Origin of the sequence: Brevibacillus sp. SAFN-007a (assembly GCF_051967035.1) — a bacterium.
Lineage (GTDB): Bacteria > Bacillota > Bacilli > Brevibacillales > Brevibacillaceae > Brevibacillus.
This window is the reverse complement of sequence record NZ_JBQCKK010000011.1, coordinates 84445-108112: the sequence shown is the minus strand read 5'-3', so window position 1 is coordinate 108112 and position 23668 is coordinate 84445. Positions and strand designations below refer to the sequence as shown.

The following is a 23668-nucleotide window of genomic DNA, read 5'->3' as shown; positions in this document are numbered from 1 at the left end:
GCCCCTCTCGCGTATATCTAATAGGCAATGGGAAAGAGGTGACCACATATGAGCGGATGGCTCGCACTCCTGCTCGTTTCCCTGGCCATCAGCATGGACAGTGTCAGCGTAGGATTGACGTATGGCTTGCGCAACATGAAAATGCCGTTTTTGTCGCTGGTCGTCGTTTCCGGATGTTCGTTTGCCGTTGTGTATGGTGTCATGCTCGTAGGTTCGTCGCTGACGGATTGGCTGACGCCCGAGATTGGCAAGCATATCGGCGCAGCCGTCTTGATTTTGATGGGGTTGTTTACTCTCTGGCGGCTTTTTTCTTCGCGTCAAGGGAAGGAAAAGGAGCCGAATTTGCTGCCCGCACAGTCCGGTATGCGCGCGGGGCAAGCCGACGAACGGACTGCCGCGAACGCAGTGGCGGCTGTGTCAGCTGTGCCAGTCAGAGAAACGCAGGTGGAGCTGGATCGCACCGTGCTGACGCAATTTCGTATGTTCGGCGTCATGATTCAAATTTTAAAAGACCCCTCCAAAGCCGATGCGGACCGTTCGGGGCATATCATGGGCTGGGAGGCGGTCATGCTGGGGCTTGCGCTCTCCCTGGATGCGTTTGGAGCGGGGATCAGCCTCACCTTTTTAGGGTATTCGCCCCTCGTCGTTGCGTTGTGCATCGCGGTCATGAGCGCGTTGTTGCTTGTGGTCGGACTGGCGATCGGGCGACGGGCGGGAAAAACGAGTTGGCTGGCGCGCCTGACCTGGCTGCCGCCGATTCTGCTTATTTGCATCGGATTGGCCAAAAGCTTGAAGTAACTCTCCCTTACATGCGGACCCGTCCTGGAAGAAGGACGGGTTGTTTTATTCGTTCTGTAACGAAAACCCCCAGTGCGAGAAGGGGACGGGAGAGAGATAGGCGGCCAGCCAGTCGTTTGTCGGAGGCGTGCCCCCTTTTCAACAGCATGATTGATTGGTTATGACCATTTGTGATTGTTTTTGACTGAATGTGCGTGTATAATCAAAATCATTCAGAGGGCACTGCCAGAAGGGAGGGTACGATGCTAACTCCGGAACGTCATCAGTTGATTCTTGCGCTCGTAAAAGAAAAAGATTTCGTGCGAATCCATGAACTTGTCGAAGCTACAGGAGCGTCGGAGTCGACGATTCGGCGGGATTTGAGCGAATTGGAAGAACAGCGCTTGCTCAAGCGCGTCCACGGTGGAGCATCTGTGTTGCAAAGCAAAATCGAGGAGCCGACGATCCTGGAAAAGTCGGTCAAACGGGAGCGGGAAAAGAAGGCGATCGCCAAATACGCTGCCAGCCTGGTACAAGACCGCGATTCGATTTTTATCGATGCGGGGACCACGACTTATCAGATGCTTCCGTACTTGCCCGAGAACATTATGGTCGTGACGAATGGGGTGGATATCGCCCTCCATCTGATTAACCGCCACATCCGAACGATTCTTCTGGGAGGTGAATTGAAAGCGGCTACATTGTCGCTCGTCGGGCGAGACGCGATCAAGTCGCTCAGCCAATATCGCTTTGACAAATGTTTTCTCGGCATGAATGGGATCGATCAAAGCCACGGTCTGACTACACCGGATCCCGATGAAGCGTACGTCAAGCAGTTGGCGCTGCAGTTTTCGGATGAACGCTTTGTCTTGTGCGACTCCGACAAGTTTTCGCGCGTCACGTTTGCCAAAGTGGGCGACCTGCACGGAATTACGCTCATCACGGATAGCGGTATCAGCCAAGAGGAGCAGCAAGCGTACAGCAGAATAACAACTCTCAAAGTGGTGAAAGCATGATTTACACAGTAACCCTGAATCCATCGATTGACTACCACATCTGGCTGTCTGCCCTGTCGCAAGGAGCGATTCACGAGGCGAAAAAAGAGTGGAAGGTTGCAGGCGGAAAAGGGATCAATGTCTCCAAAGTTCTCCGCGCCCTCGGTGAAGACAGTACGGCTCTGGGATTTGTCGGAGGGTTTACGGGAGAATATATACAGCAGCAGGTCGAGCAAGCCGGCATTGCTCATCAGTTTATCCAGATTAAACACGATTCACGGATCAACGTAAAAATAAAGGCGGAGAACGAGACGGATATTAGCGGGGTCTCTCCCCCCATTCCTGAAGAAGCGCTTGAGCGCCTTTTTGAGCAGATCGACCGTTTGCAAAGCGGCGATTACCTCGTCCTCGCCGGAAGCGTCCCCAAGAGCTTGCCCGCCGATATGTACCAGATGATGATGCAGCGGCTGCGCGGCAAGGGAGTCCGCATTTTCCTTGACGCCAAAGGGCGGGCCTTGAAAAACGGTTTGTCGGAAGAACCGTTCCTCATCAAACCGAATCACCATGAACTGGGCGAATTGTACGATGTGACGATTGCGACTCCTGCCGAAGCGATCGAGTGGGGACGAAAAGCGCTCCAGATGGGCGCGCAAAACGTCATCGTCTCGATGGCCGGACAAGGAGCGGTCTTTGTCAACCGGAATGAGGCCTATCTCGCCCAGATTCCACAGCGCAAACCGGTCAATTCGATCGGCGCCGGAGATTCGATGGTAGCAGGATTTCTCTACGGTCTGACACGCGGGATGAATAACGAAGCGGCGTTTCGTTTTGCCGTAGCGGCCGGGAGTACGACCGCCCTGTCGGAAGGTTTTTGCACGCGTGAAAAAATAGAAGCATTCATTCAGAACGTTACGATTACCTTCATTTCGTGATGGGGGGTTACCCATGAACCATAACATTCGCATTGGTGATTTGCTGAAGGCAGACACGATTGTCGTTCATTTGTCGGCGACCACAAAAGAAGCGGTGCTGGACGAGTTGATCGAGCAACTCGACAAAGCGGGACGCCTGAATGACAAGGATGGCATGAAGCAGGCCATTCTCGCCCGCGAGGCTCAAGGCTCTACGGGAATTGGCGAGGGAATAGCCATCCCGCATGCCAAGACAGCCGCGGTCAAGACGCCTGCCATCGCCTACGGTTTTTCCAAAGAAGGCGTGGAATTTGATTCCCTGGATCAACAAAAAGCGCATCTCTTCTTCATGATCGCCGCAACCGAAGACGCCAACCAGGCTCATCTGGCGACGCTTGCCCAGCTCTCTCAGATGCTCATGGACGAGTCGTTTCGCCAGGAGCTGATGAAAGCAGAGACGAAGGAACAGGTGCTTGCGATTATCGCGAACAAGGAAAAGGAACTTGAGAGCGAAGATGAAAGCGTTACCGAAGGCGTGGCAGCCGACCAGCAGCACGTGTCGGCCAAAGTGGTCGCCGTAACGGCTTGCCCGACCGGCATCGCCCACACCTACATGGCAGCCGATGCCCTGAAGAAAAAGGCGGCGGAGCTAGGGATCTCGCTCAAGGTGGAGACGAACGGTTCCGGAGGAGTCAAAAACAAGCTAACGTCGAGGGATATTGAAGAAGCCGCGGCCGTCATCGTGGCTGCTGACCGGCAGGTGGAGATGGAGCGTTTCGTCGGAAAAGTTCTCATCGAAGTACCGGTAGCTGAAGGAATCCGCCATGCCGAAGACCTGCTGCAGCGCGCCGTCAATCAGAGGGGGAGCGTCTACCGCGGGAGCGCGTCCAGTTATCAGGAAAAGATTCAGGAAGGCAAGGACGCGAAAAAGTCCAAGCAGCCAGCCTTTTATCGTCATTTGATGAATGGCGTGTCCAATATGCTTCCGTTTGTCGTGGGCGGCGGGATTATCATCGCGATCAGCTTTTTGTTCGGGATCAACGCGTCTGACCCGAACGATCCGTCCTTCCATCCGCTGGCCAAAGTATTGATGGACATCGGTGGAAAAACGGCATTTCAACTGATGATTCCGGTACTGGCCGGGTTTATCGCTTCCAGCATCGCCGATCGGCCAGGCTTTGCGCCCGGTATGGTGGGCGGATTGCTGGCAACTACCTCGGGCTCCGGCTTTCTCGGAGGAATCATTGCCGGCTTTTTGGCCGGGTATATTGTACTTGGGCTGAAAAAGCTGTTTGTCGGACTGCCGCCATCGCTGGAAGGGATCAAGCCGATGCTATTGTACCCGCTGCTGGGTACGCTGATTACCGGCTTTCTCATGGTCTACATTGTTTCCGATCCCGTCGCGGCAGCCAACACGGCGCTTGGCAGCTGGCTGAAAAACATGGGGACGGGAAATGCGGTGATCCTTGGTGTCATTTTGGGCGCGATGATGGCCTTTGACATGGGGGGCCCCGTCAACAAAGCGGCCTTTACGTTCGGGATTGCGATGATTGCCGAGGGGAATTACGCCCCGCATGCAGCGATTATGGCGGCCGGCATGACTCCACCGCTCGGCATTGCCTTGGCCACTACCCTGTTCAAAAAGAAATTTACAGCTGAAGAGCGGCACGCGGGAAAAACCGCTTACGTCCTGGGCGCTTCCTTCATCACGGAAGGGGCGATCCCGTTTGCGGCGGCTGACCCTACCCGCATCATTCCTTCCATTATGGCCGGTTCTGCCGTTGCCGGCGGATTGTCCATGCTGTTCGGGTGCACATTGCCGGCTCCGCATGGCGGTTTGTTCGTACTGCCGGTTGTCGGCAACTGGCCGCTGTACCTCGTTTCAATTGTAGCAGGGGTCATGGTTACGGCCCTGATGATAAAGGTACTGAAAAAAGACATGGCAGAGTAAAGCGGCATCCACGCCGTCCGGCCAGATTGTTTGTGGAGAAAGCGATGGAGCAACTGGGCAAGCTGCTTGAATCGGTTCACGAGTAACAGACAGGAAGCGGACTTCGGGGAACGACAGGGAGAAGCTCGCGTTACCATTCGATTAAAAACGGGGCGTCCAGCAGTCAGTTTTACACTGACTTTCTGGACAGCCCCTGTTTTATTTTCTGGCTCGTCTGCATACACATGACAATGAGTGAGAAGTGGATGGAGGAGATGTAGGTGGATACACAGCCAATTCGAAAATGGTACACGCTGGCAGCGGCAGACGTGACCGAAGCCCTTCATAGCGATGCGGCGCAGGGATTGACCCAGCAAGAGGCGGAGCGGAGACTGGCTAAGCAAGGTGCCAACCAGTTGGCTGAAACCAAACGCAAGCCTCTCTACTCGGTCTTTCTCGACCAGTTCAAGGATTTCATGGTGCTCATCCTGTTCATCGCCACGTTGATCTCTTACTTCCTGGGAGAGTATCTGGATGCGATTACGATTATTGCGATCATCATCATTAACGGCATACTCGGGTTCATTCAGGAAGCGAAGGCTGAACGATCCCTGCAAGCGCTCAAGGAGCTGGCATCCCCGATGGCCCGGGTCATTCGCGAGGGGCACATCTCCATGATTCCCGCTTCCCACCTGGTGCCGGGTGATTTGGTGGTGCTCGAAGCGGGGGATCGGGTTCCGGCGGACATGCGGCTGTTGACCGCCAATCGGCTGGAGGTAGAGGAGTCAGCGCTGACAGGCGAATCGGTCCCTGTCGGAAAAAACGTTCAAAAATTGGATACGGCCCAAGCTTCGACGGTTCCGCTGGGCGATCAGAAAAACCTCGCCTTCATGGGCACGATGGTGACGGGCGGAACCGGGAGCGGCATCGTCGTGGCGACGGGCATGCAGACGGAAATCGGGAAGATCGCCCACCTGATGAATACGGCGGAAGAAGCGGAGACGCCGTTGCAGGTGCGCCTGGAGCAAATGGGCAAAATTCTCGTGGTCGTCGCTTTGCTGCTGACGATTGTCGTCATTGTAGCAGGGGTTTGGCACGGACATGAGCTGTTTACGATGTTTTTGGCAGGGGTCAGTCTGGCGGTAGCGGCCATCCCGGAAGGCTTGCCCGCTATTGTGACGGTCGCGCTGGCGCTTGGCGTGCAGCGAATGATCCGGCGCAATGCAATCGTGCGCAAGCTGCCGTCAGTGGAGACGCTCGGCTGCGCTTCTGTCATCTGCTCCGACAAGACAGGCACGCTCACCCAGAACAAAATGACCGTTACCCATGTCTGGCACAGTGATTCCACGTATGAAATCACCGGAAGCGGCTACGTGCCGGAGGGCGCTTTTCACTATCAGGGAAAAATGGTGTCCCCTTCCCGCGACGGAGCGCTTGCGCAAATCATTCGCATCGCGGACCGCTGCAACAATGCGCGCCTGATCTGCGAAGAACAAGGCACACGCAACTTGCTTGGCATGGGCAAAACTACGCGGCATTGGCAGATCGTCGGCGACCCGACAGAGGGCGCGTTGAAGGTGCTGGCTGCAAAAGCAACGGGTACTGCCACGGACCGGGGCAACCCGAAGCAGCAGTCGGTGCGTGTCGAGGAGCTGCCCTTTGATTCTGACCGAAAAATGATGTCCGTTGTGGAAAAAGGGGCAGACGGCGTTCATTCCCTGTTGACGAAAGGCGCTGCCGAAGCGGTGCTGGCCCGATCGACGCATATTTTGTGGAGAGGTGAGCTACAGCCGCTGACAGCGTCCCTGCGCCATCGGGTGCTGGAGCAGACGGAGCGAATGGCGGGAAAAGCGCTGCGGGTTCTCGGCTTTGCCTACAAAACGCTGCAAGGCTATCGCCCTGGGCAGCCGATCGGCACGATGGAAAACAATCTCGTCTTCGTCGGCCTGGCCGGGATGATCGACCCGCCGCGCGAGGAGGTACGTTCCGCGATCAACCTGTGCCATCAGGCGGGCATCAAGACCGTCATGATTACAGGCGACCACAAGGTGACGGCCGAAGCCATCGCCCGCCAGATCGGGCTGATGCGCGGCTACGGCGAAGTGCTGGAGGGGCGGGAGCTGGACGGGATGTCCGATGCGACGCTTGCCGATCACGCCGAGCGGGTAACCGTGTACGCGCGGGTATCTCCCGAGCACAAGCTGCGGATTGTACGCGCCCTGCAAAGCAAAGGGCACGTAGTCGCCATGACAGGCGACGGCGTCAATGACGCTCCGGCGATCAAAACGTCGGACATCGGCATCGCCATGGGGATTACCGGCACAGACGTAACGAAGGAAGCGGCCGATCTGGTTTTGCGCGACGACAACTTCGCCACGATTGTCGCCGCCGTCGAGGAAGGCCGCAACATCTACGACAACATCCGCAAATTTATCCGCTATTTGCTCGCTTCCAATGTGGGCGAGATTCTCGTCATGTTTTTCGCGATGCTGCTCGGCTTGCCGCTGCCGCTCGTTCCCATTCAGATTTTGTGGGTCAATCTGGTGACAGACGGCTTGCCCGCCATGGCTCTCGGGGTCGATCAGGCTGAGGCCGACACGATGTACCAGCGGCCGCGCAACAAGGCGGAAAACATTTTCGGCAGGGGCTTGGGCTGGAAGATCATCAGCCGCGGCTTTTTGATCGGAGCCATGACGCTGCTCGCTTTCTGGCTGACGCTGCGCGAGAATCCGAACGATCTGGTCCACGCCCAGACCGTCGCCTTCGTGACGTTGGTCATGGCCCAGCTTATCCACGTGTTCGATTGCCGCAGCCAGTACAGCGTGTTTCACCGCAACGTGTTTGAAAACAAATACCTCGTCTGGGCTGTCATTTCGTCCCTGGTGCTGGTGCTTGGAGTCGTGTACATCGACGCTCTCCAGCCGATTTTCAAAACGACCGATCTGTCCATTCGCGACTGGGCGTTGATTCTCGTCACATCCGGTGTCCCGACGTTCGTGGCAGGAATCGGCGGCGTGCTCGCCAGCGGCCGCCCGCGCCCGGGCAAGCAACAGCGCTCCTCCATGCGCACGGTGCGCCCTGATTGAGAGCGCGTCAGCGACTACCTTTACGCCGAGGTCGATTTGCGCGTGGTTATTCCGTTTTGCGACCTGGCAGCAGACTGGAAGAGGGGGCGGCAAGCTGTCCGCCCTTTTTCTTATTCCTTTATTTGGTCAAGCTCAGTTTGTTCCGATGGGGCTGAAACGTATCCAACGCTACTCCGTCCAATGCATAGAAACAAAAAAGTAGTAAAAAACAAGCATTGGAGGAATACAACATGAAAACCATCCGTACAGGCATGATGACAATGGCGGCTTTGGCCGTGTTGGGAACGAATATCGTATCGGCTGCCTCCGAACCAGAAAAAGAACTGGCGGTCCATGTAAACGGAAGTGCGATTCAGCAAGCGGCGATTGTGGATAAAGGGCAACAGACCGTTCTGGTTCCGCTGCGCCAAGTGGCTGAATCCCTCGGGTACGAAGTAAGCTGGAACAACGAGCGGAAGGCAGCCGAAGTGCAAAGAGGCGCGATCGCAAGTTACGCAAAGGTCGGAGAGGATCGCTATCCGTTCGGGAACATGTACAAGACACTCGGAGCAAAGCCGCGTCTCCTGAACGGCAGCACCTACGTTCCCGTCGCTTTCGTAGATGAAATCCTGCAAGCGGAAGTCCATGTTACAGACAGTGCGGTGACGGTGGTGGACGAAGAGGCAGAAAAAGCGCCCGTTCGCACTGGCACAATCACGGCGATCAACAAAACAGCCGATGGCAACGTCTCCATTGCGTTGGGGGGCTATGAGACGGGCATCATCCTGCACATCAGCGAGGAAACCAAATTGACGGATGCGGCGGGCAAAGTGCTGAAGCCGGAAGACTTGAAGCTCGGCATGGAAGTGGAAGCGACGCACCAAAAATTCATGGCGATGAGCATGCCGCCGCAAACGGGGGCGCTCAGCATCGTGGTCAAGAGCAGCCTGGAATCCGCGGAAGTATTAGGGACAACAGGGAAAGTAGTCAGCATCGAGCCAGATCAGGAAGGCACCTACAAAATGCTGGTAGAGGGCCGCGGTTTGACAGCGACCTCTCCGGAAAAGGTAGCGCTGATTATCAACGACAAGACGGTCATCGTCAACGCCAGAGACAACAAAGCACTCAAGCCGGAAGAACTGAAAAAAGACATGAACGTGTTCGCGTTCTACGGGCCAAAGCTGACGCGCAGCCTGCCGCCGATCGGCGTGGCGGAGAAGATCGTCGTAGAAACCGCAGAATAAAAAGGCCAACGAGAAAAGCAGGTTCGGCTCCTGCGAAAAGCATCTTCCAGAAATGAGAAGAGAACCGGAACGGTATCTGCCGCTCCGGTTTTTTGCATCTGGTTCCTTCATTCCCGGTCAAAAAGCGTATGCCATGCAGATGATCCGGCCGCAGCAGGCCTGTCCGGGCAGGTTAAGGGAATTCCCTGATACACAACCGCCCCTGTACACTCTACAATAACACGTAGATGAGTGTCGCAAAGGAGGAGCGCATGAGTACGTGGAGAGAAGATCTGGGAACCTCCCATGAAGTCATCACCTTGATGCAGTCCATCTTTGCTCACGTCAGTGACGCCATTCTGGTGATCGACTGTGAAGGAAGGATCGTCAAAGCCAACGCCGCGCTGGAGCAGATGACGGGTTGGACCGAAGACGAGCTGATCCGGGAAAAGCATATTTGCGAGCTTTGCCTGGGGATGGCTACCTGTATGGAGGAGACGAGTTGTACGGATTGTTTTTTCAAGCGCGTACAGATGCCGTCCTTTGAAATGAAGCTCCGTACAAAAGACGGACGCGATTATCCCGTAGCAGCCAGCTCTGCCCGGCTGCCTGACGAATCAGGGGGCAAGCTGGTGATGATTTTGCGCGATATGTCGGCTCAGCAGCGTGCGGAAAAAGAGCGTTATCAGCACAAGCTGACCCATTTTGCCATTCAGGCGCAGGAGGAGGAGCGCAAGCGAATTGCCCGCGAGCTGCACGACGGCATCGGGCAGGCGCTTTACAGTATTTTGGTCGGACTGAACGTGGTCCGCCAGGGCAATCCGGGCGAGGCGGTCATGCAGCATGTAACGGAGCTGGTGAACATGACCTCTAGGGCGATGGAGGAAGTCAAGCGCATGGCCTTGGAGCTGCGCCCGTCCGCCCTCGATGACCTCGGCCTCCTGCCTGCCTTGCGCTCGTTGATGAAGCGCGTGGAAAAGACGTTTCACATCCAGGTCGAGCTGCATGTGCAGGGAGAGAAGCGCAGGTACTCGGCTCCGATGGAGACTGCGCTGTACCGGATCGTGCAGGAGGCGATGACCAATACGGCGAAATACGCGCAGGCCAGCCAGCTCGGGATCATGTTCGAAAATCGGGAAAAAGAAGTAGTGGTAACGATCGTGGACGACGGTATCGGCTTTGAGGTGGAGAAGACGTTGCTTGTCGGCAAAGGGCTCGGCGTGTTCGGCATGAAGGAACGGGCGCAGCTGCTTGGGGGTACGGTCGATATTCGCTCGGCGCCCCAGGAGGGGACGACGGTCATCGTCCGTATTCCGTTGCCTGAGGAGGAGGTTTTGGATGACGATTCACGTCTTGATCGCTGACGATCACGCGATTGTGCGGTCCGGATTGGGGATGCTAATCAACGCCCAGGAGGACATGGAAGTCGTCGGCTACGCGGCTGACGGCAAGGAAGCTTGCGAAAAAGCCCTGGAAATTCGCCCGGACGTGGTGCTGATGGATTTGAGCATGCCGCCGGGGGAGAACGGCCTGACCGCGACCGCGAGACTGAAAGAAGCGGCGCCGGACATTGCGGTGCTCGTCCTGACGATGCACGACGACGAGGAATACTTGTTCCGCGTGTTGCAGGCCGGAGCTGCCGGATATATTTTGAAAAGCGCCCCTGATCTCGATCTGATCGCCGCCATCCGCTCGGTGAACAGCGGCATGGCGTATTTGTATCCGTCGGCGACCAAATCGCTGATCGAGGAGTTTTTGCAGATGGTCAAGAACGGCGAGGAGCAGGCCAAGTACGAGATTTTGACCGACCGGGAAAAAGAAGTGCTCGTGCTGATCGCCAAAGGCTTCAGCAACAAGGAAATCGCCGAGCGGCTCACCGTTTCCGTGAAGACCGTCGAGTCGCACAAGGCGCACATCATGGAAAAGCTGCATCTGCGCACGCGTCCTGATCTGGTGCGCTATGCGATCAAAAAAGGCTGGCTTGATTTTGAATAAGTCTACACCCAGCCCAAAGCCTTGCTCCTGCTTCCACACGCCTATTTCATTCTGCGGGCGTGTTTTTTATTGCGTCAAATAGTGGGAGAATATGTAACTTACTGGCTCTCTTCCCCGTCTTATGTGAGAATGTAAACAATATCCAAGATCACGATTCAGGAGGGGCGAGATGAAGAGGATCAACCAATCTGTCATGACAGGCATTGCGGCTTGCTTGCTCGCTGCAACGCCAATGGGGACGGTCCCATCGAAGGCAGAAGTAGCGGACCGTGTGCAGGAGCAACCGTCTCAGCAAAAGGAGCTTTCCAAAGAGGCGCAAAACACGCTCGACAAGCTGATGGAAGCGATTCCGGAATGCAAGCAGCTTCGCCTGGAAAGTAAGTCGGTGGGCAAGCATCCCTTTCGCGCTTATCCAAATCCGGTCTGGAGCCTGAGGTTGACGGATCGGCCAGAATCAGGCGCAGGGAAAAATCGCTCCGCTGATGTAACAGTCAGAATCGAGCTGGATGCAGCGACAGGTCGACTGCTTTACCTGGATGTACAAAATCCGGCCTGGGCGTCAACCGATTACCCGGAAGAAAAGCTGGCGCGCGAAAAGGCCGATGCGTTTCTCGCCAGCATGCTCGGCAAGGATGCCAGCCAATTCAAGCAGGCAGACGCAGTGAGCAGAGGAACAGCGGGGACAGGCGACGGGAAAGGCGGAATGATCAACTGGGCATTTTCTACCGTCTACTACCAGACGCTAATCAACCAGATTGCGCTGGATGGCTATGCCCTTTTGGTGTCGGTCGACCGCGCCGGACGCATCGTCCATTTTGACGCGTACAACCAAATCCGCCCTGACGAGGTAAAATGGCCCGACCCGCAAAAAGCGATCTCCCTGGAAAAAGCAAAGCAAATGTATCAGGATAAACTGAAAATGGAGCTGGAATACGTAGCCGAGCAGCCGACCTCCTTTTCCGCGCCTGGCAGACCGGCCGGGAAGAAGCCGATGATCGTTTATCGGTCATACGATGTGTCTAAAATCGATGCGCTCACAGGAGAGGTGCTGGGCACGGCGGATCATCAGGCAAGCGAAACCGTGCAGGTAAAAGGCGAAGGAAAGACCGTCAAGATTGCTTCGCAAACAGAGGCCGAGCAATGGCTAAAGGCGCAGTTCGGCATTGATGTCGCAGGTGCTGCCTTTGAATACAACGATAACAAGAAGGATCAACGGGAAGGATGGCAGCCGATTGCATCGTATCACTGGCTAAATCTTGCGGACAACGACGAAGCGGCCTTCGACACCATCACGATCACGACTGACGCCGTCAGTAACCGCTTGACCGATTTCAGCTTGGATCAGCAGAGAAAAAAGGAGCAAAAGCCAACAATCAGCGTCGATGAAGCGAAGAAAAAAGCGCTTGCCACGTTGCAGCCATACCTCGATCCGACTGTTTCCGAGCTGACGCTGGTTACGCTCCTGCAAGGGGAAGCAATCCCGGAGTGGGTGGACAAGAGCAAGCTGAAAAAACGGGAGGAGCCGCGGGAGTTCACCTTTTTCTTCCAGGGGAAACGCAGCGGAATTCCCGTAGCGGATGAGTTTTACCGGGTTGTGATCGATCAGGTGACGGGCGCGATTACAGAGTTGAGTTTCCACCCGATCCCCCCTGACATTGTCTTGCCTGCTGCCACGAAGCTGGTCAGCGCCCAGGAAGCCAAAGAAGCGTATCTACAAGGAGTCGAGCTGGAGCTGGTGTATAGCTGGGAACAGTACGAAGATCAACGCGCACCTGAGCCGAGGCTGGTCTACCAGCCAAAGCAGGAAGGTAGCTTCCGTTTCGTCGATGCCACTACTGGAAAGGTAATCGAAGTCAAATACCCCTAAGCCTCGTGCATACCGATAAAGCCGATCTGCTCTTGCAGAAATCGGCTTTTTTTGTCGAATCTGTGACACAAATCGGGCAGAATCAGGAGTTTCCCCGAGCATTTTAGGGGATTTCCCCGAATTACTTCCATCTGGTTCCAGGAGTAGAATGAAGGCGTAAAAGACAGGATGCGCTTGCGCGGCACACAGAAAGGAGAACCGTGTGATGGAGACGCAAATCGACAAATGGAAGCAAAGCAAAAAGGCAAAAGAAAAAAAGACGCAACCGGAACAAGAGGAGCTGAAGGGAACGTTTGTCGCTGTGCTGATTGTAGGAGGCACCATTCTCGTCGGTTGGCTGGGTGTATTCGGGCTTTTCCTGGAACGGGCGTAAAAGAAGGAGAGAAGGAGGAGACGTATGCATTTGCACCGTTATGAAAAAATATGGCTGATGCTGGGGGCTGGCGGGCTGGCATTGTTTATCGTGTTGCTGTGCGTCAACGCGTTTGCGATGGGCATGGCCCCGCCAAGCAGTATGGAAATGATCGACCCCGAACAGGTGACGGAAACCCCTCCTTTTGACAAACCTGGTCTGAAGCAGGTAGGGGACAAGGAGTACGACGCTTACATGACGGCGTTTGCTTTCGGGTTCTCGCCGACGAAGATGGAGGTTCCGGCAGGCTCGACAATCAACTTCCACGTTACCAGTCCGGACGTTATTCACGGCTTCCAGATTCCGGAGACCAACGTCAACTTCATGGTTTTGCCGGGACATATCAGCTCGGCCAGTTATACGTTTGACAAGCCAGGCGAATACTTGATTCTTTGCAACGAATACTGCGGCGCAGGCCATCAGGTGATGGCGACGACGATTATTGTGAAATAGAGGCAGGTGAACCCTATGGTAATCGCACGAAAAATAGACGATTCGATTCCCCATGTTCCGATACAGCGTTCAGCGGCAAGGCTTAGTCTGTCGTATGTATGGGTGGCGTATATCGCCTTCGGGCTGGCTGCATTGGCAGGGATGCTGCAGGGAATGGTGCGCGGCGGTATCATAGAACTGCCAAGCTGGACGAACTACTATCAAATCTTGACCGCTCATGGCGTATTGATGGCACTCATTTTTACCACGTTTTTTATCGTCGGCTTTCTTTTCTCCGGCGTCGCCCGCACGACAGGCGGTTCCTTGCATGGAGCGGCGCTGAAATTCGGCTGGACGGGCTGGATTCTCATGGTGACGGGCACGTCAATGGCGGTCGTCACGATCTTGATGAATGAAGCTTCGGTCTTGTACACCTTCTACGCTCCGCTGAAAGCATCGCCGTATTTTTACATCGGCTCGGCCTTGCTCGTCGTGGGCAGTTGGCTGGCGGGCTTCGGGGTTTTTGCCAGCTACCGCAAATGGAGACGGGAACATCCGGGAAAAAACTCTCCGCTGTTTGTCTTCATGGCGGTCACGACGTACATCATGTGGATCATCGCGACCCTTCCGGTAGCAGTCGAGGTACTGTTCCAGCTCATTCCGTGGTCGCTCGGACTGGTGCCGACAATCAACATCATGCTCAGCCGCACGTTGTTCTGGTTTTTCGGTCACCCGCTCGTTTACTTCTGGCTAATGCCGGCTTACATGGCCTGGTACGTATGCGTTCCGCGTATTATCGGCGGTCATGTGTTCAGTGACTCGCTCAGCCGCCTCGCCTTTATTTGTCTCTTGTTGTTCTCCATTCCGGTCGGGTTCCACCACCAGTTGATGGAGCCGGGAATTTCCGCCGGATGGAAAATGATTCACGTCACGCTGACGCTGATCGTAGTCATTCCGTCGCTGATGACAGCGTTCTCGATGTTTGCCGTCTTCGAGACGACAGGCCGCAAAAAGGGCGGCGGCGGTTTGTTCGGCTGGTTCAAGAAACTGCCTTGGACTGACGTTCGCTTCTTCGCCCCCTTTGTGGGTATGCTGTTCTTCATTCCGGGCGGTGCGGGCGGAATCATCAATGCCAGCAACCAGCTCAACGCCGTCGTGCACAATACGATTTGGGTGACCGGGCATTTTCACATCACAGTCGGCGCCGCGGTTGCGCTCACCTTTTTCGGCGTCAGCTTCTGGTTGGTGCCGGCCTTGACCGGGCGCAGGCTGACCAAGACGGCGAACCGGATGGGGATGGTGCAGACCGTCTTCTGGGCAGTAGGGATGTTCCTGATGTCGCTCGCGATGCATACGATGGGCCTGCAAGGGGCGCCGCGCCGCACCGACTATACGACGTACATGGATCATCCGACCGCGCTCGGCTGGATGGATTACCAGCGCGTCATGGCGTTTGGCGGAGGGCTGTTGTTTGTATCGGCGATTCTGTTGATCCTCATTCTGCTGTACCTGACGTTCTACGCGCCAAAAGGCAATACGGAATATCCGATTGCCGAAACGGAAACGACCCAAGAAGTTCCGCGCATTCTGGAGCGTTGGCCCGTATGGATCGGACTGGTTGCTTTCCTGATCGTTCTGGCCTATGGATACCCGATCATGGAGCAAATCCAGCATCAGGCGCCAGGCTCGCCTCCGTTCCGAACCTGGTAGCCATGCAAAGGCAAAGAGCCGCTTCCCGTGCAGGGGAGTGGCTCTTCCTTTTACCCGTATTACCAATAGCCAAGGGCGGCGAACTCCGTGATGGCGAGAATCAAAAAGCCGATCGCCAACAGCCAGAGGGCAATCAGCCTGAGATCTTCCTCTTCGAAAGACATCGAACTCCTCCTTTATCTCTCGTTACCCACAACGTATTCAGGAGGAGAGGCATTGGTTTAGCTTTATGGCTCGTAAATCATTTTGCGCGTCATGCCTCCATCGACGACCAGCTCTGTGCCGGTAATGAAGTCGTTGTCCTTGCTCGTCAAGAAAAGGCAGGCGCGTGCGATATCGTCCGGCGTGCCGACTCTTCCTGCGGGATGCTGCGCATGATCCTGGGGACGCAGGGCGGAGTAATCGCCATTTTCGATCCAGCCTGGCGAAATGGCGTTCACCCGTATCCGGTCAGGTCCAAGCGACACGCTCAGAGCGTGGGTGAGCGCCAAAATGCCCCCCTTGGACGCGGCGTATGCCTCGGAGTGCGGTTCGGACATATGCGCTCGGGTAGAAGCCAGGTTGACGATCGCGCCGCCGCCGTTTCGCCGCATGATTTTGGCCGCTTCCCGCGACGCGAGGAAGACGCTGCGCAGGTTCGTGTTCAGAATGCGGTCCCACGCTTCGACGGTCAGGTCGTAGGGGGACTCCCAGACGGACAAGCCGGCGTTGTTGATGAGCACGTCGAGCCGTCCCCAGCGGGCGTCGACGGTTTGCATCAGCCGCTCGATCTGCTGCGGTTCGCTCACGTCGGTTTGGACAAAAGTAGCCGAGCCTGCGATCGCTTCTGCTCCGTTTATGTTCTGGATGGCAGCTTCGCCAGCGGCAGGATTGCGCTCCGCGATGACGACGTGAGCGCCGTGCGCGGCGTACATGGTGGCGACGGCTAGTCCGATGCCCTGTCCGCCACCTGTGACGATGACAATGTTATCCGTGTATTTCATGCAAAACTCCTCCAAACAATAAGGTAGGTAACAACGTGCCCCTGTTCGTCTTCCGTCAAACTGTAATCAGGAAGAAAAAGGGATTGCATGGCGTTTGTAACTATATTAAAGTAAGTTATAGGTTTGGAACAGGATTTTTTACAGATGGAGAGGAGAGAAAACTTTGAATACAGAACTGAAAATGACCGTCGAACAGGTAATGGAAGCACGCCACAGCGTGCGCAAATACGATCCGAACGCAACGATTCCACAGGGAGAACTGAACGAGATTTTGCGTCTCGCGGCAAGCGCTCCTTCCTCCTGGAACCTGCAGCATTGGCGTTTTCTCGTCGTGACGGACCCAGCCATCAAGGAAAAGCTGTTGCCGATCGCATACGGCCAGCAGCAGGTTGTGGATGCGTATGCCACCATTATCATCCTCGGCGATTTGGAGGCGTACAAGTCGGCGCGTCCGGTCTATGACTCCGCTCTCGAAAAAGGCTACGTGACCGAGCAAGTGCGCGACACCTTGATCGCGCAAATCGAAGCAGCTTACAAAAACAATCCGGAGATTGCCCGCGATGAAGCCATCCGCAATTCCTCCTATGCGGCCATGCAACTGATGCTGGCGGCAAAAGCCAAAGGCTACGACACATGCCCAATGGGCGGGTACGATCGCGATGCGCTCGTCAAAGAGCTGAACATCCCGTCCCGCTACATCCCGACGTTGATGCTGACGCTTGGCAAAGCTAGCGTGCAAGCTTATCCGACAGCCCGCTTCGGACTGGATGAGCTGGTCATTACGAACCGCTTCTAATTCAACCTTAGGAAAAAGATACCTTGATGGGATATGGCCCCCATCATCGACGGAGAAAAGCAAGTCCTTCCTCTGTCGATGGTGGGGGATTTTTCATGGAAAAGACACGTCCTGCTGCCATCGGCGCATAACCGTCGCGCCAAGGAACTCCAGCTTTCCGCCTGGACGGGGGGAGAACAAGCGGGACCGACAGCCTGGTCAATCTGCCGGAGGATTTACCGCAAGGGTAGGGGCAAGGGCGAGAGGCAGCTCTACCATGATCGAAGTGCCCTGCCCCTGCTTGCTGCTGACCAGAAAGCGCCCCGCGTGCAGGTGAACGATCTCCTTGCAGATCGCGAGTCCCAGTCCGCTGCCAGACAGCTTGGAGCGCCCTTTGAAAAATTTTTCCGTGACGTGCGGCAAATCGTTCGGGTGAATCCCTTCTCCGCTATCTGCGACGGTGACCGTCAACCTTCCCTCCGAGGCCGTCGCTGTCACGGAAATCGTGCCGCCCTTCGGCGTAAATTTGAGGGCGTTGTCCAGCAGATTGACGAACACCTGCTTCAGCCTGTTGCGGTCGCCCATGACGGTCAGGGGAGAGGATGGCAGCGTCACCTGAAAATTCATTTGCTTTTCCTGGGCGCGGATGGCGAACTGCACGCGCATGTCGTCGAGAATCTCGCGCACATCGAGCAGCTCACGGGAGAGCTTCATTTCGCCGGACTGAAACTTCGAGAAGTCGAGCAGCTCTTCCACCAGGCCGATGAGGCGATCCGTTTCTTTGGAGATGACTTCAAGTCCGAGCATGGTTTCCTCCGGGTCCTCCAGGCCGCCGGAGATGAGCGTCTCTCCCCAGCCCTTGATCGAGGTCAGCGGCGTGCGCAGCTCGTGGGAAACGGAGGAAATGAAGTCGTTTTTCAGCTTTTCGTTTTTGCCGATCTCCGCCGCCATGTAGTTGAACGTATCGGCGAGCGTCCCTACCTCGTCGTCATAGCGTTTGGGGGCGCGGGCGGTGAAGTTGCCCTCCGCCATTTGCTTCGCCGCTTTGGTCAGGTCTTCGATGGGGTCGACGATCCGCTTGGCGATGAGCAGGCTGAGGGCGAAGGCCAGCAGAACGACTCCGGCCCCGACGCTCAGTCCGTACAGGGCGATGCGGTTGACCGCCTGGTACAGAGGCTCTGCCGAGATCGTGTAACGCAGGACACCCACGTATTCAGACCCGAAGGTGAGGGGATTGGATATCGCGATGACCCGCTCGCGGGAGTGCGGGGTTCTGCCCACGAACCGTCCTTTTTGCCCCCGAATCGCATCGGTGACGTCGGAAGTTTGGATCAGCTCTCCCGTCTGGAAGCCGTAGGAGTTGAGAATGACTTTGCCGTTCAGGTCGAGAACTTCGATTTTGGCGTATTCCTGGCTCGATACGTTTTCCAGAATGTAACGGGCCTTGTCTTTCAGCCGGTAGCCGGTTGCGTACTTGTTGATAAAATTGGTGAAGGTCGTGCTGCGCGTCTCCAACGCTTCGGTAGCGGTCCCAAAGTAGTACGTATGGACGGCCCAGTAAAACAGTCCTTCCAGCACAAGCACGATCAACAAGAGGATCATGCCGAAATAAAAAACGAGTCTGCTTCTAATTCCTTTCATCAGGAGCGTCCTTCCGCCAGAGGTAGCCGTACCCCCAGACCGTTTCCAGGAAGGTCGGGTGGGCAGGGTCATCCTCGATTTTTTGGCGAATGCGGCGAATGTTCACATCCACAATTTTCAAGTCCCCGACGAAAAATTGCCCCCAGACCTTCGTTAAAATCTCATCGCGACTGATTGCTTTGTTGGCATTTTCGGCCAGCAGCTTGATAATGGCAAACTCCTTGGGGGTCAGGACGATTTCCTGATCCTTTTTAATCAGCTTCCGCTCATCGAGCAGCAGGGTGAAGGGAGCGATATCGATCGTATGTTTGTCCTCGACAGCGGAGGAGAGGGGAGCCAGCCTGCGGTGCAATGCCTTTACGCGGGCCAAAAGCTCTGCCGGACTGAACGGCTTCGAGACGTAATCGTCAGCCCCGAACTCCAGCCCCATGACTTTGTCCAGCTCCTGGCTCTTGGCGGTAAGCATGATGATCCCGAGGCGCGGGTATTTTTGGCGCAGCTGCCCGCACACCTCAAAGCCGTCGATGCCAGGCAGCATCACATCCAGGATGGCGATTTCGATATCGCTTTGTGTCTGCGCGATTTCCAGTGCTTCTTCGCCTGTCGCCGCCTCAATGACCTCGCAGCCTTCGCGCCGCAGGTTGATGCGCACAAAATCGCGGATCGATTTTTCGTCTTCCAGCACTAAAACCTTCATATGGCAAATCCCCTTGATCTGTTTTCGACTTGTTCAGTGACAGTAATGGGATCAAGCAGCATCGGCCTTTATCACGGAACGGATAAAGGCTTGTAGAGCTGACGTATCTCGTCTGCCGTAAGTTGCATGGAGCGGTACTCCTGCATGGCAGACTTGCCCAGGCTCGGTGTCGTTTGCGGAAGGAGTGCGATCAGCACCTGCTTTCCTTCCTCCTTTAACAGAACGTACGGCACCTGCTTTTGCTTGAGTCCGCTCTCGAATTTGTTCCATTCGGTTTGCGGAATGGTTTGGAGCGTCAAAAGCTCGGCTTTGTTCTTGCCGTTTTCGCCGTAGTAGAAAAAGCGGATGACGGGCGAATTGGCATGAGAACGGACGGATATCGTGAATGTCTTGCCCCATTTTTCCGGGATTTTCAGATCGAGCCCGAGAGCAACGTTTTGGTAATGATCCTCGACGTGCTTCAGCCCGGTCTTGCCGTCCCATTGAAAATAGGAGGAGATCCAGGGGATTTCGACCATCGGCAGCTCTTCTGTGCCAGGCGGCTGTGTTCGGGTGCCGATCTCGATGATGCCGTCCCCGTTAATATCCTCACTGTACAGAGGGTAGGGCTTGAAGGTCAAATCCAGCTCTCCCTCGGCTTGGGCCAGTGGGTTGTGCAAGGTGCCATTTTCCCACAATAGCAGGTCGGTGGCGGCCGAGTGTGCCCCCACCCCGGCTTCGATGAACAGGGCATTTTGCGTGGGGGAGGCTTTGCCGATAAGCGCTTGCTCGTATCCATTCACGTAGCCGTCGAGCGCTGTCTCGGTCAGCTTGGCGATGTGACCGTCTTTGGTGCCGAACAGCTCGGCTTTGGAGGTGAAGTTGTTATGATCGTGCAGGACCAGGGCCAGCTCCGCCTGCTGATCTCCCGTCAAATCGCCAACAGCCATGACGGAATAGGGCCGCTTCAGCAGTTCTTCGGTTTTGCCGTCGGCAAGCGAGTAGACCGACAGCTCCCGGTTCAAACCGTCACCGCCGCCCAGCCCAATCAGCATCTCGGGAATCTGGTCGCCGGTCAGATCGTGAAACGAGGCATGGTCGAGTTCATTGCCGATCCCGGTGAAGGAGGTCAGCTTTTGCCAACTGCCTTGCTTCTGGGAAAGAACCAGCACGCCGATTTCGTAATCCGTTTTTTCCGACTTGTAAAAGGCGACAACCTCTGGCGATCCATCGCCGTTCAGGTCTTGCAGAGAGACGGCGCTCGCCTCTGCGGGGTGGAGCGGCATAGCAAGCTGTGAACCCGCCGGCAAAAACTGCATGACAGCCTGATTGATCGACTGTTGATCGCCGTCAGCAGAGGGGGCGCGCATCAATTCGTTAGGGGTATCTGCCAGGCCGCAACCGCTTGTGAGAGTGGCGCAGAGCGCGGCAGACAAAAGCCAAGCCTTTTTCATGGGGAATGGTTCCTTTCTGCAGTTGCTTCCATTTTGACTCTATTGTAGCGTGCCTTTTCTCAGAAGTTGTTGCAAATCGGTAAAAACGAAAGAGAAAACGTAGGCAGGAATTCCTTGCAACATTTGACCTGTCCATCTCGTTTAGAGAGAAGAGGGGGAAAAAAGACAGGGGTACAACCATCTGGCAAGAAATAGCATGCCCATTTGCATAGGAGGAGAATATCATGAAACCTTGGCAAAAAATGATGGCAACAATCGTATGGAGCGGCGCGATTCTCATTACGTCAGGACTGGGGGCCGTTCCGGTTCATGCGAATGCCCTTTCGTCCCAAACGTATGCGCCAGTTGTCCTGCTGCAACCACAGCACCACATTCCGTTTTCCGTTACGTTTACCGATGGGTTTCAAGCGAAGGTAACCAACTTGCGCACAAAAGCAGTCAGTACATTTGACTTGTCCGGCAATAAAGCCACGTACCTGAATCAAGGGATTTATCAGCCGAACGGCAAGCTGCAAAAGCCGACGAACGGCTACGTGCAAAAGCTGGTGGAGTTGGTGCCTTTCCGCGATGGCAAAGGCAATCTGCGCTGGATGGGCAAGCAAATCATTGGGGGCGTAAACAATCAGGATCAGATTGCCGTGGCGACCAGCGTGTGGAAGATCGTGGACCAAAAGCCGCAGCTGCTCGCAGTCACACTGGAAAAAGCAGACGTCGACAATTTGCCTTCGCCGGATGTTTCGATCAACAGCGGGTTTAAAATGAAAAGCGACAGTACGTTTGTGCTGGATACCAAGTACGCCGATGTGACAGGGGATGGAGTCAAAGACCACATCTTTCTGGTCGGCGACAAGATGGGCCTCTCGATGAACCAGACCGCGGAAAATCTGCGGCTTGTCGTTCGCGAAGGAAAAGACAACCAGCAGACATTTATTTCCGTAGGCGCGCGCGACCGTGGTCTGCTGCCGAAGCTGCATATAACGGATGGCAACAACGATCAGGTCAAGGATATTTTGGTCACGATGCCGACTGCTTCCGGCAATATCTACAGCCAGATTACATGGAAAAGGAATCGGCCGACCCCGGTGGTGGATCAGGATCAGCTGAACAACCGCAGCCTGTATCAGCCGATCATCGGAGCGCATGGGGAAGCCGTTGCGATGAAGCGAGTAAAGTAGAGACGGAAAAGAGGGTTCGCCCGTTGGGGGGCGCCCTCTTTTTTATTTGGTTCCGATAAATGGGGATGGAGTATGGTGTCCGGCATGGAAAGCAAGGTTACTGGACGCTGCAATGCACAGAAACGGGAGATCGCAACTACATCACGACCAAAAACAAGCGAAACAATCCCGAGCGGCTGGAGCTGAAAAAGTATTCGCCCCGCCTGAAGCGCTATACCTTGCATCGGGAAACGAAAAAAGCTCTCGCTTGGCAGCATGACGCTGTTGCTGAGGAGAGCTTTTTCGTTGCAAAAGGGCAGGCTACGCGTGGCGAGGACAAGCCGGGGGCGAATGCAAGCGAACGGGGCTTGCGTACAAACCAGCCGCCATCGTGACCACTACTGCCATGCCATCCACTAGCCTCAATACCCCCTCCGAATCGCATACATGCGCATGACTTGCTCGGCAGTCTGTGCCAGAAGCGCCGCGCTGTCCCGCATGGATTCCTGTAGCGTCATCGGCCTGTTGGCGATACTGAATACGGCCGTCACGCCTTTTTCGTACAGCGCTTCGATCCCCGCGCCGACAGAGCCGGCCAGCACGATGACAGGGATGCCGAACGACTGTGCGAGCTGGGCTACGCCGCACGGTGTTTTTCCGTGTGCGGTTTGTGCATCTACCTGGCCTTCTCCGGTCAGGACGAGATCGGCTCCATCCATGGCTTCCGCGAGACGGGTTATGTCCATGACGATTTGAACCCCTGCCTGGAGTGTGCCGCCGAGAAAGGCGAGGAGCGCCCCGGCTACACCGCCTGCGGCCCCTGTTCCCGGCAGATCGTGAATGGCGATCCCCTGGCTTGTCTCGATCACGTCTGCGAAGTGGCGCAAATGGTCGTCCAGGGCGCGGGCCATGTCCGGGGTGGCTCCCTTTTGCGGACCGAATACATGCGAAGCGCCGTTTGGCCCGACAAACGGGTTGGTGACGTCGCAGGCAATGACAAACTGACATTCAGCGAGGCGCTCGTCTTTTTGGCTGCCATCGATGCGGCTCAGGCGGGAAAGCTCTCCGCCGCCAAAGGACAGAGGCTGATCGGCTTGGTCAAGCAGCCTGTAGCCCAAAGCTTGCAGCATGCCCGCGCCCCCATCGTTCGTAGCGCTGCCGCCGAGTCCGAGAATAAAGCGGCGGCAGCCGAGATCCAGACCGGCGAGGATCAGCTCGCCGAAGCCGTAGGTGGTGGTGCGAAGCGGGTTGCGCTCCGCCGGGGAGAGCAGATACAGGCCGGACGAAGCCGCCAGCTCGATGACACAAGTGGCGCCGTCGCCCAAAATGCCGAATGCGGCGGAAACGGGGCGGCCGAGCGGGTCTTTGACAGTGGTCGTCATGATTTTTCCATGGGTCGCGTCGACAAGGCATTGCAGCGTACCTTCTCCGCCGTCTGCCATCGGCTTTGCGACGATCTCGGCATCGGGATACGCGCGGCGCACGCCTGTGCCAATCGCTTCGCTGACTTGCTGGGCAGTGAGGCTTCCTTTGAACGAATCCGGGGCCACAACGATTTTCATGGGCGGTCCACCCTCCTTTGCATGTGCTTATCCTCTTCGACGGCAGGGTGAAAAAGCCCCTGCTTGAAGCGGCACAAATCGCGCAGGAAAGACAGATGAAAAAAGG

General features: G+C 55.9%; 19 protein-coding genes and 1 pseudogene. 15 read left to right on the top strand and 5 right to left on the bottom strand.

Annotated elements, in window-relative coordinates; translation table 11 throughout:
- The first annotated feature begins 48 nt into the window (after positions 1-48).
- From ACTHO6_RS13555 to ACTHO6_RS13500, 12 genes are all read left to right on the top strand, one after another.
- The gene (locus tag ACTHO6_RS13555; RefSeq protein WP_440242104.1) at positions 49-798 is read left to right on the top strand and encodes an MntP/YtaF family protein; all 750 of its coding nucleotides are present in this window, start codon (positions 49-51) and stop codon (positions 796-798) included.
- 242 nt (positions 799-1040) lie between these two features.
- Positions 1041-1793 carry a DeoR/GlpR family DNA-binding transcription regulator gene (locus tag ACTHO6_RS13550; protein ID WP_440242103.1) on the top strand — a complete coding sequence of 251 codons (753 nt, stop codon included), beginning with the start codon at positions 1041-1043 and terminating at the stop codon, positions 1791-1793.
- Positions 1790-2704, top strand: coding sequence for a 1-phosphofructokinase (gene pfkB / locus ACTHO6_RS13545; protein ID WP_440242102.1), 915 nt, complete (start codon positions 1790-1792; stop codon positions 2702-2704). The genes ACTHO6_RS13550 and pfkB overlap by 4 nt, the downstream gene beginning before the upstream one ends.
- Before the next feature lie 13 nt (positions 2705-2717).
- Entirely contained in the window at positions 2718-4634 is a 1917-nt protein-coding gene (locus ACTHO6_RS13540) for a PTS fructose transporter subunit IIABC (RefSeq protein WP_440242101.1), read from the top strand.
- Between the two features lie 260 nt (positions 4635-4894).
- Positions 4895-7699, top strand: coding sequence for a calcium-translocating P-type ATPase, SERCA-type (locus ACTHO6_RS13535; RefSeq protein ID WP_440242100.1), 2805 nt, complete (start codon positions 4895-4897; stop codon positions 7697-7699).
- A gap of 230 nt (positions 7700-7929) precedes the next feature.
- Positions 7930-8922, top strand: a complete 993-nt coding sequence (locus tag ACTHO6_RS13530) for a copper amine oxidase N-terminal domain-containing protein (protein WP_440242099.1) — start codon at positions 7930-7932, stop codon at positions 8920-8922.
- Positions 8923-9173: 251 nt separating this feature from the next.
- Positions 9174-10265: an ATP-binding protein gene (locus tag ACTHO6_RS13525; protein WP_440242098.1), complete on the top strand. Its 1092-nt coding sequence runs from the start codon at positions 9174-9176 to the stop codon at positions 10263-10265.
- Positions 10240-10896 carry a response regulator transcription factor gene (locus tag ACTHO6_RS13520; protein ID WP_440242097.1) on the top strand — a complete coding sequence of 219 codons (657 nt, stop codon included), beginning with the start codon at positions 10240-10242 and terminating at the stop codon, positions 10894-10896. Before ACTHO6_RS13525 ends, ACTHO6_RS13520 begins: the two co-directional genes overlap by 26 nt.
- A 169-nt stretch (positions 10897-11065) precedes the next feature.
- Positions 11066-12763: a YcdB/YcdC domain-containing protein gene (locus ACTHO6_RS13515; protein ID WP_440242096.1), complete on the top strand. Its 1698-nt coding sequence runs from the start codon at positions 11066-11068 to the stop codon at positions 12761-12763.
- 205 nt (positions 12764-12968) lie between these two features.
- Positions 12969-13136, top strand: coding sequence for a cytochrome c oxidase subunit 2A (locus tag ACTHO6_RS13510; RefSeq protein WP_440242095.1), 168 nt, complete (start codon positions 12969-12971; stop codon positions 13134-13136).
- Positions 13137-13160: 24 nt separating this feature from the next.
- Complete coding sequence (locus ACTHO6_RS13505; protein ID WP_440242094.1) at positions 13161-13628, top strand: cytochrome c oxidase subunit II; 468 nt, start codon at positions 13161-13163, stop codon at positions 13626-13628.
- Between the two features lie 15 nt (positions 13629-13643).
- Positions 13644-15317 carry a b(o/a)3-type cytochrome-c oxidase subunit 1 gene (locus tag ACTHO6_RS13500; protein WP_440242093.1) on the top strand — a complete coding sequence of 558 codons (1674 nt, stop codon included), beginning with the start codon at positions 13644-13646 and terminating at the stop codon, positions 15315-15317.
- Between the two features lie 227 nt (positions 15318-15544).
- On the opposite strand, the gene ACTHO6_RS13495 is transcribed toward ACTHO6_RS13500, so the two are convergent.
- Complete coding sequence (locus tag ACTHO6_RS13495) at positions 15545-16300, bottom strand: SDR family NAD(P)-dependent oxidoreductase (protein ID WP_440242092.1); 756 nt, start codon at positions 16298-16300, stop codon at positions 15545-15547.
- 163 nt (positions 16301-16463) lie between these two features.
- Between ACTHO6_RS13495 and ACTHO6_RS13490 the strand changes: the two genes are divergently transcribed.
- Entirely contained in the window at positions 16464-17096 is a 633-nt protein-coding gene (locus tag ACTHO6_RS13490) for a nitroreductase family protein (RefSeq protein ID WP_440242091.1), read from the top strand.
- A gap of 198 nt (positions 17097-17294) precedes the next feature.
- On the opposite strand, the gene ACTHO6_RS13485 is transcribed toward ACTHO6_RS13490, so the two are convergent.
- The 3 genes from ACTHO6_RS13485 to ACTHO6_RS13475 form a co-directional block, all read right to left on the bottom strand.
- Positions 17295-18716: a sensor histidine kinase gene (locus ACTHO6_RS13485; RefSeq protein WP_440242090.1), complete on the bottom strand. Its 1422-nt coding sequence runs from the start codon at positions 18714-18716 to the stop codon at positions 17295-17297.
- Positions 18703-19413 carry a response regulator transcription factor gene (locus tag ACTHO6_RS13480; RefSeq protein WP_440242089.1) on the bottom strand — a complete coding sequence of 237 codons (711 nt, stop codon included), beginning with the start codon at positions 19411-19413 and terminating at the stop codon, positions 18703-18705. Before ACTHO6_RS13480 ends, ACTHO6_RS13485 begins: the two co-directional genes overlap by 14 nt.
- A 71-nt stretch (positions 19414-19484) precedes the next feature.
- Complete coding sequence (locus ACTHO6_RS13475) at positions 19485-20846, bottom strand: VCBS repeat-containing protein (protein WP_440242088.1); 1362 nt, start codon at positions 20844-20846, stop codon at positions 19485-19487.
- Between the two features lie 224 nt (positions 20847-21070).
- On the opposite strand from ACTHO6_RS13475, the gene ACTHO6_RS13470 reads away from it, so the two are divergent.
- Both ACTHO6_RS13470 and rpmG read left to right on the top strand, forming a co-directional pair.
- Positions 21071-22021: a hypothetical protein gene (locus ACTHO6_RS13470; protein WP_440242087.1), complete on the top strand. Its 951-nt coding sequence runs from the start codon at positions 21071-21073 to the stop codon at positions 22019-22021.
- 59 nt (positions 22022-22080) lie between these two features.
- Positions 22081-22257, top strand: a pseudogene (gene rpmG, locus ACTHO6_RS13465) (50S ribosomal protein L33); the annotation flags it as partial.
- Positions 22258-22422: 165 nt separating this feature from the next.
- On the opposite strand, the gene ACTHO6_RS13460 reads toward rpmG, so the two are convergent.
- A complete protein-coding gene (locus tag ACTHO6_RS13460) occupies positions 22423-23562 on the bottom strand; it encodes a glycerate kinase (RefSeq protein ID WP_440242086.1) in 1140 nt (379 codons plus the stop codon).
- Positions 23563-23668: the final 106 nt, after the last annotated feature.

Bases quoted from the DNA above. Each gene is read 5' to 3' on its own strand.
- ACTHO6_RS13555 (WP_440242104.1), top strand. From the start codon at position 49: ATGAGCGGATGGCTCGCACTCCTGCTCGTTTCCCTGGCCATCAGCATG.
- ACTHO6_RS13550 (WP_440242103.1), top strand. From the start codon at position 1,041: ATGCTAACTCCGGAACGTCATCAGTTGATTCTTGCGCTCGTAAAAGAA.
- pfkB (WP_440242102.1), top strand. From the start codon at position 1,790: ATGATTTACACAGTAACCCTGAATCCATCGATTGACTACCACATCTGG.
- ACTHO6_RS13540 (WP_440242101.1), top strand. From the start codon at position 2,718: ATGAACCATAACATTCGCATTGGTGATTTGCTGAAGGCAGACACGATT.
- ACTHO6_RS13530 (WP_440242099.1), top strand. From the start codon at position 7,930: ATGAAAACCATCCGTACAGGCATGATGACAATGGCGGCTTTGGCCGTG.
- ACTHO6_RS13525 (WP_440242098.1), top strand. From the start codon at position 9,174: ATGAGTACGTGGAGAGAAGATCTGGGAACCTCCCATGAAGTCATCACC.
- ACTHO6_RS13520 (WP_440242097.1), top strand. From the start codon at position 10,240: ATGACGATTCACGTCTTGATCGCTGACGATCACGCGATTGTGCGGTCC.
- ACTHO6_RS13515 (WP_440242096.1), top strand. From the start codon at position 11,066: ATGAAGAGGATCAACCAATCTGTCATGACAGGCATTGCGGCTTGCTTG.
- ACTHO6_RS13510 (WP_440242095.1), top strand. From the start codon at position 12,969: ATGGAGACGCAAATCGACAAATGGAAGCAAAGCAAAAAGGCAAAAGAA.
- ACTHO6_RS13505 (WP_440242094.1), top strand. From the start codon at position 13,161: ATGCATTTGCACCGTTATGAAAAAATATGGCTGATGCTGGGGGCTGGC.
- ACTHO6_RS13500 (WP_440242093.1), top strand. From the start codon at position 13,644: ATGGTAATCGCACGAAAAATAGACGATTCGATTCCCCATGTTCCGATA.
- ACTHO6_RS13495 (WP_440242092.1), bottom strand. From the start codon at position 16,300: ATGAAATACACGGATAACATTGTCATCGTCACAGGTGGCGGACAGGGC.
- ACTHO6_RS13485 (WP_440242090.1), bottom strand. From the start codon at position 18,716: ATGAAAGGAATTAGAAGCAGACTCGTTTTTTATTTCGGCATGATCCTC.
- ACTHO6_RS13480 (WP_440242089.1), bottom strand. From the start codon at position 19,413: ATGAAGGTTTTAGTGCTGGAAGACGAAAAATCGATCCGCGATTTTGTG.
- ACTHO6_RS13475 (WP_440242088.1), bottom strand. From the start codon at position 20,846: ATGAAAAAGGCTTGGCTTTTGTCTGCCGCGCTCTGCGCCACTCTCACA.
- ACTHO6_RS13470 (WP_440242087.1), top strand. From the start codon at position 21,071: ATGAAACCTTGGCAAAAAATGATGGCAACAATCGTATGGAGCGGCGCG.
- ACTHO6_RS13460 (WP_440242086.1), bottom strand. From the start codon at position 23,562: ATGAAAATCGTTGTGGCCCCGGATTCGTTCAAAGGAAGCCTCACTGCC.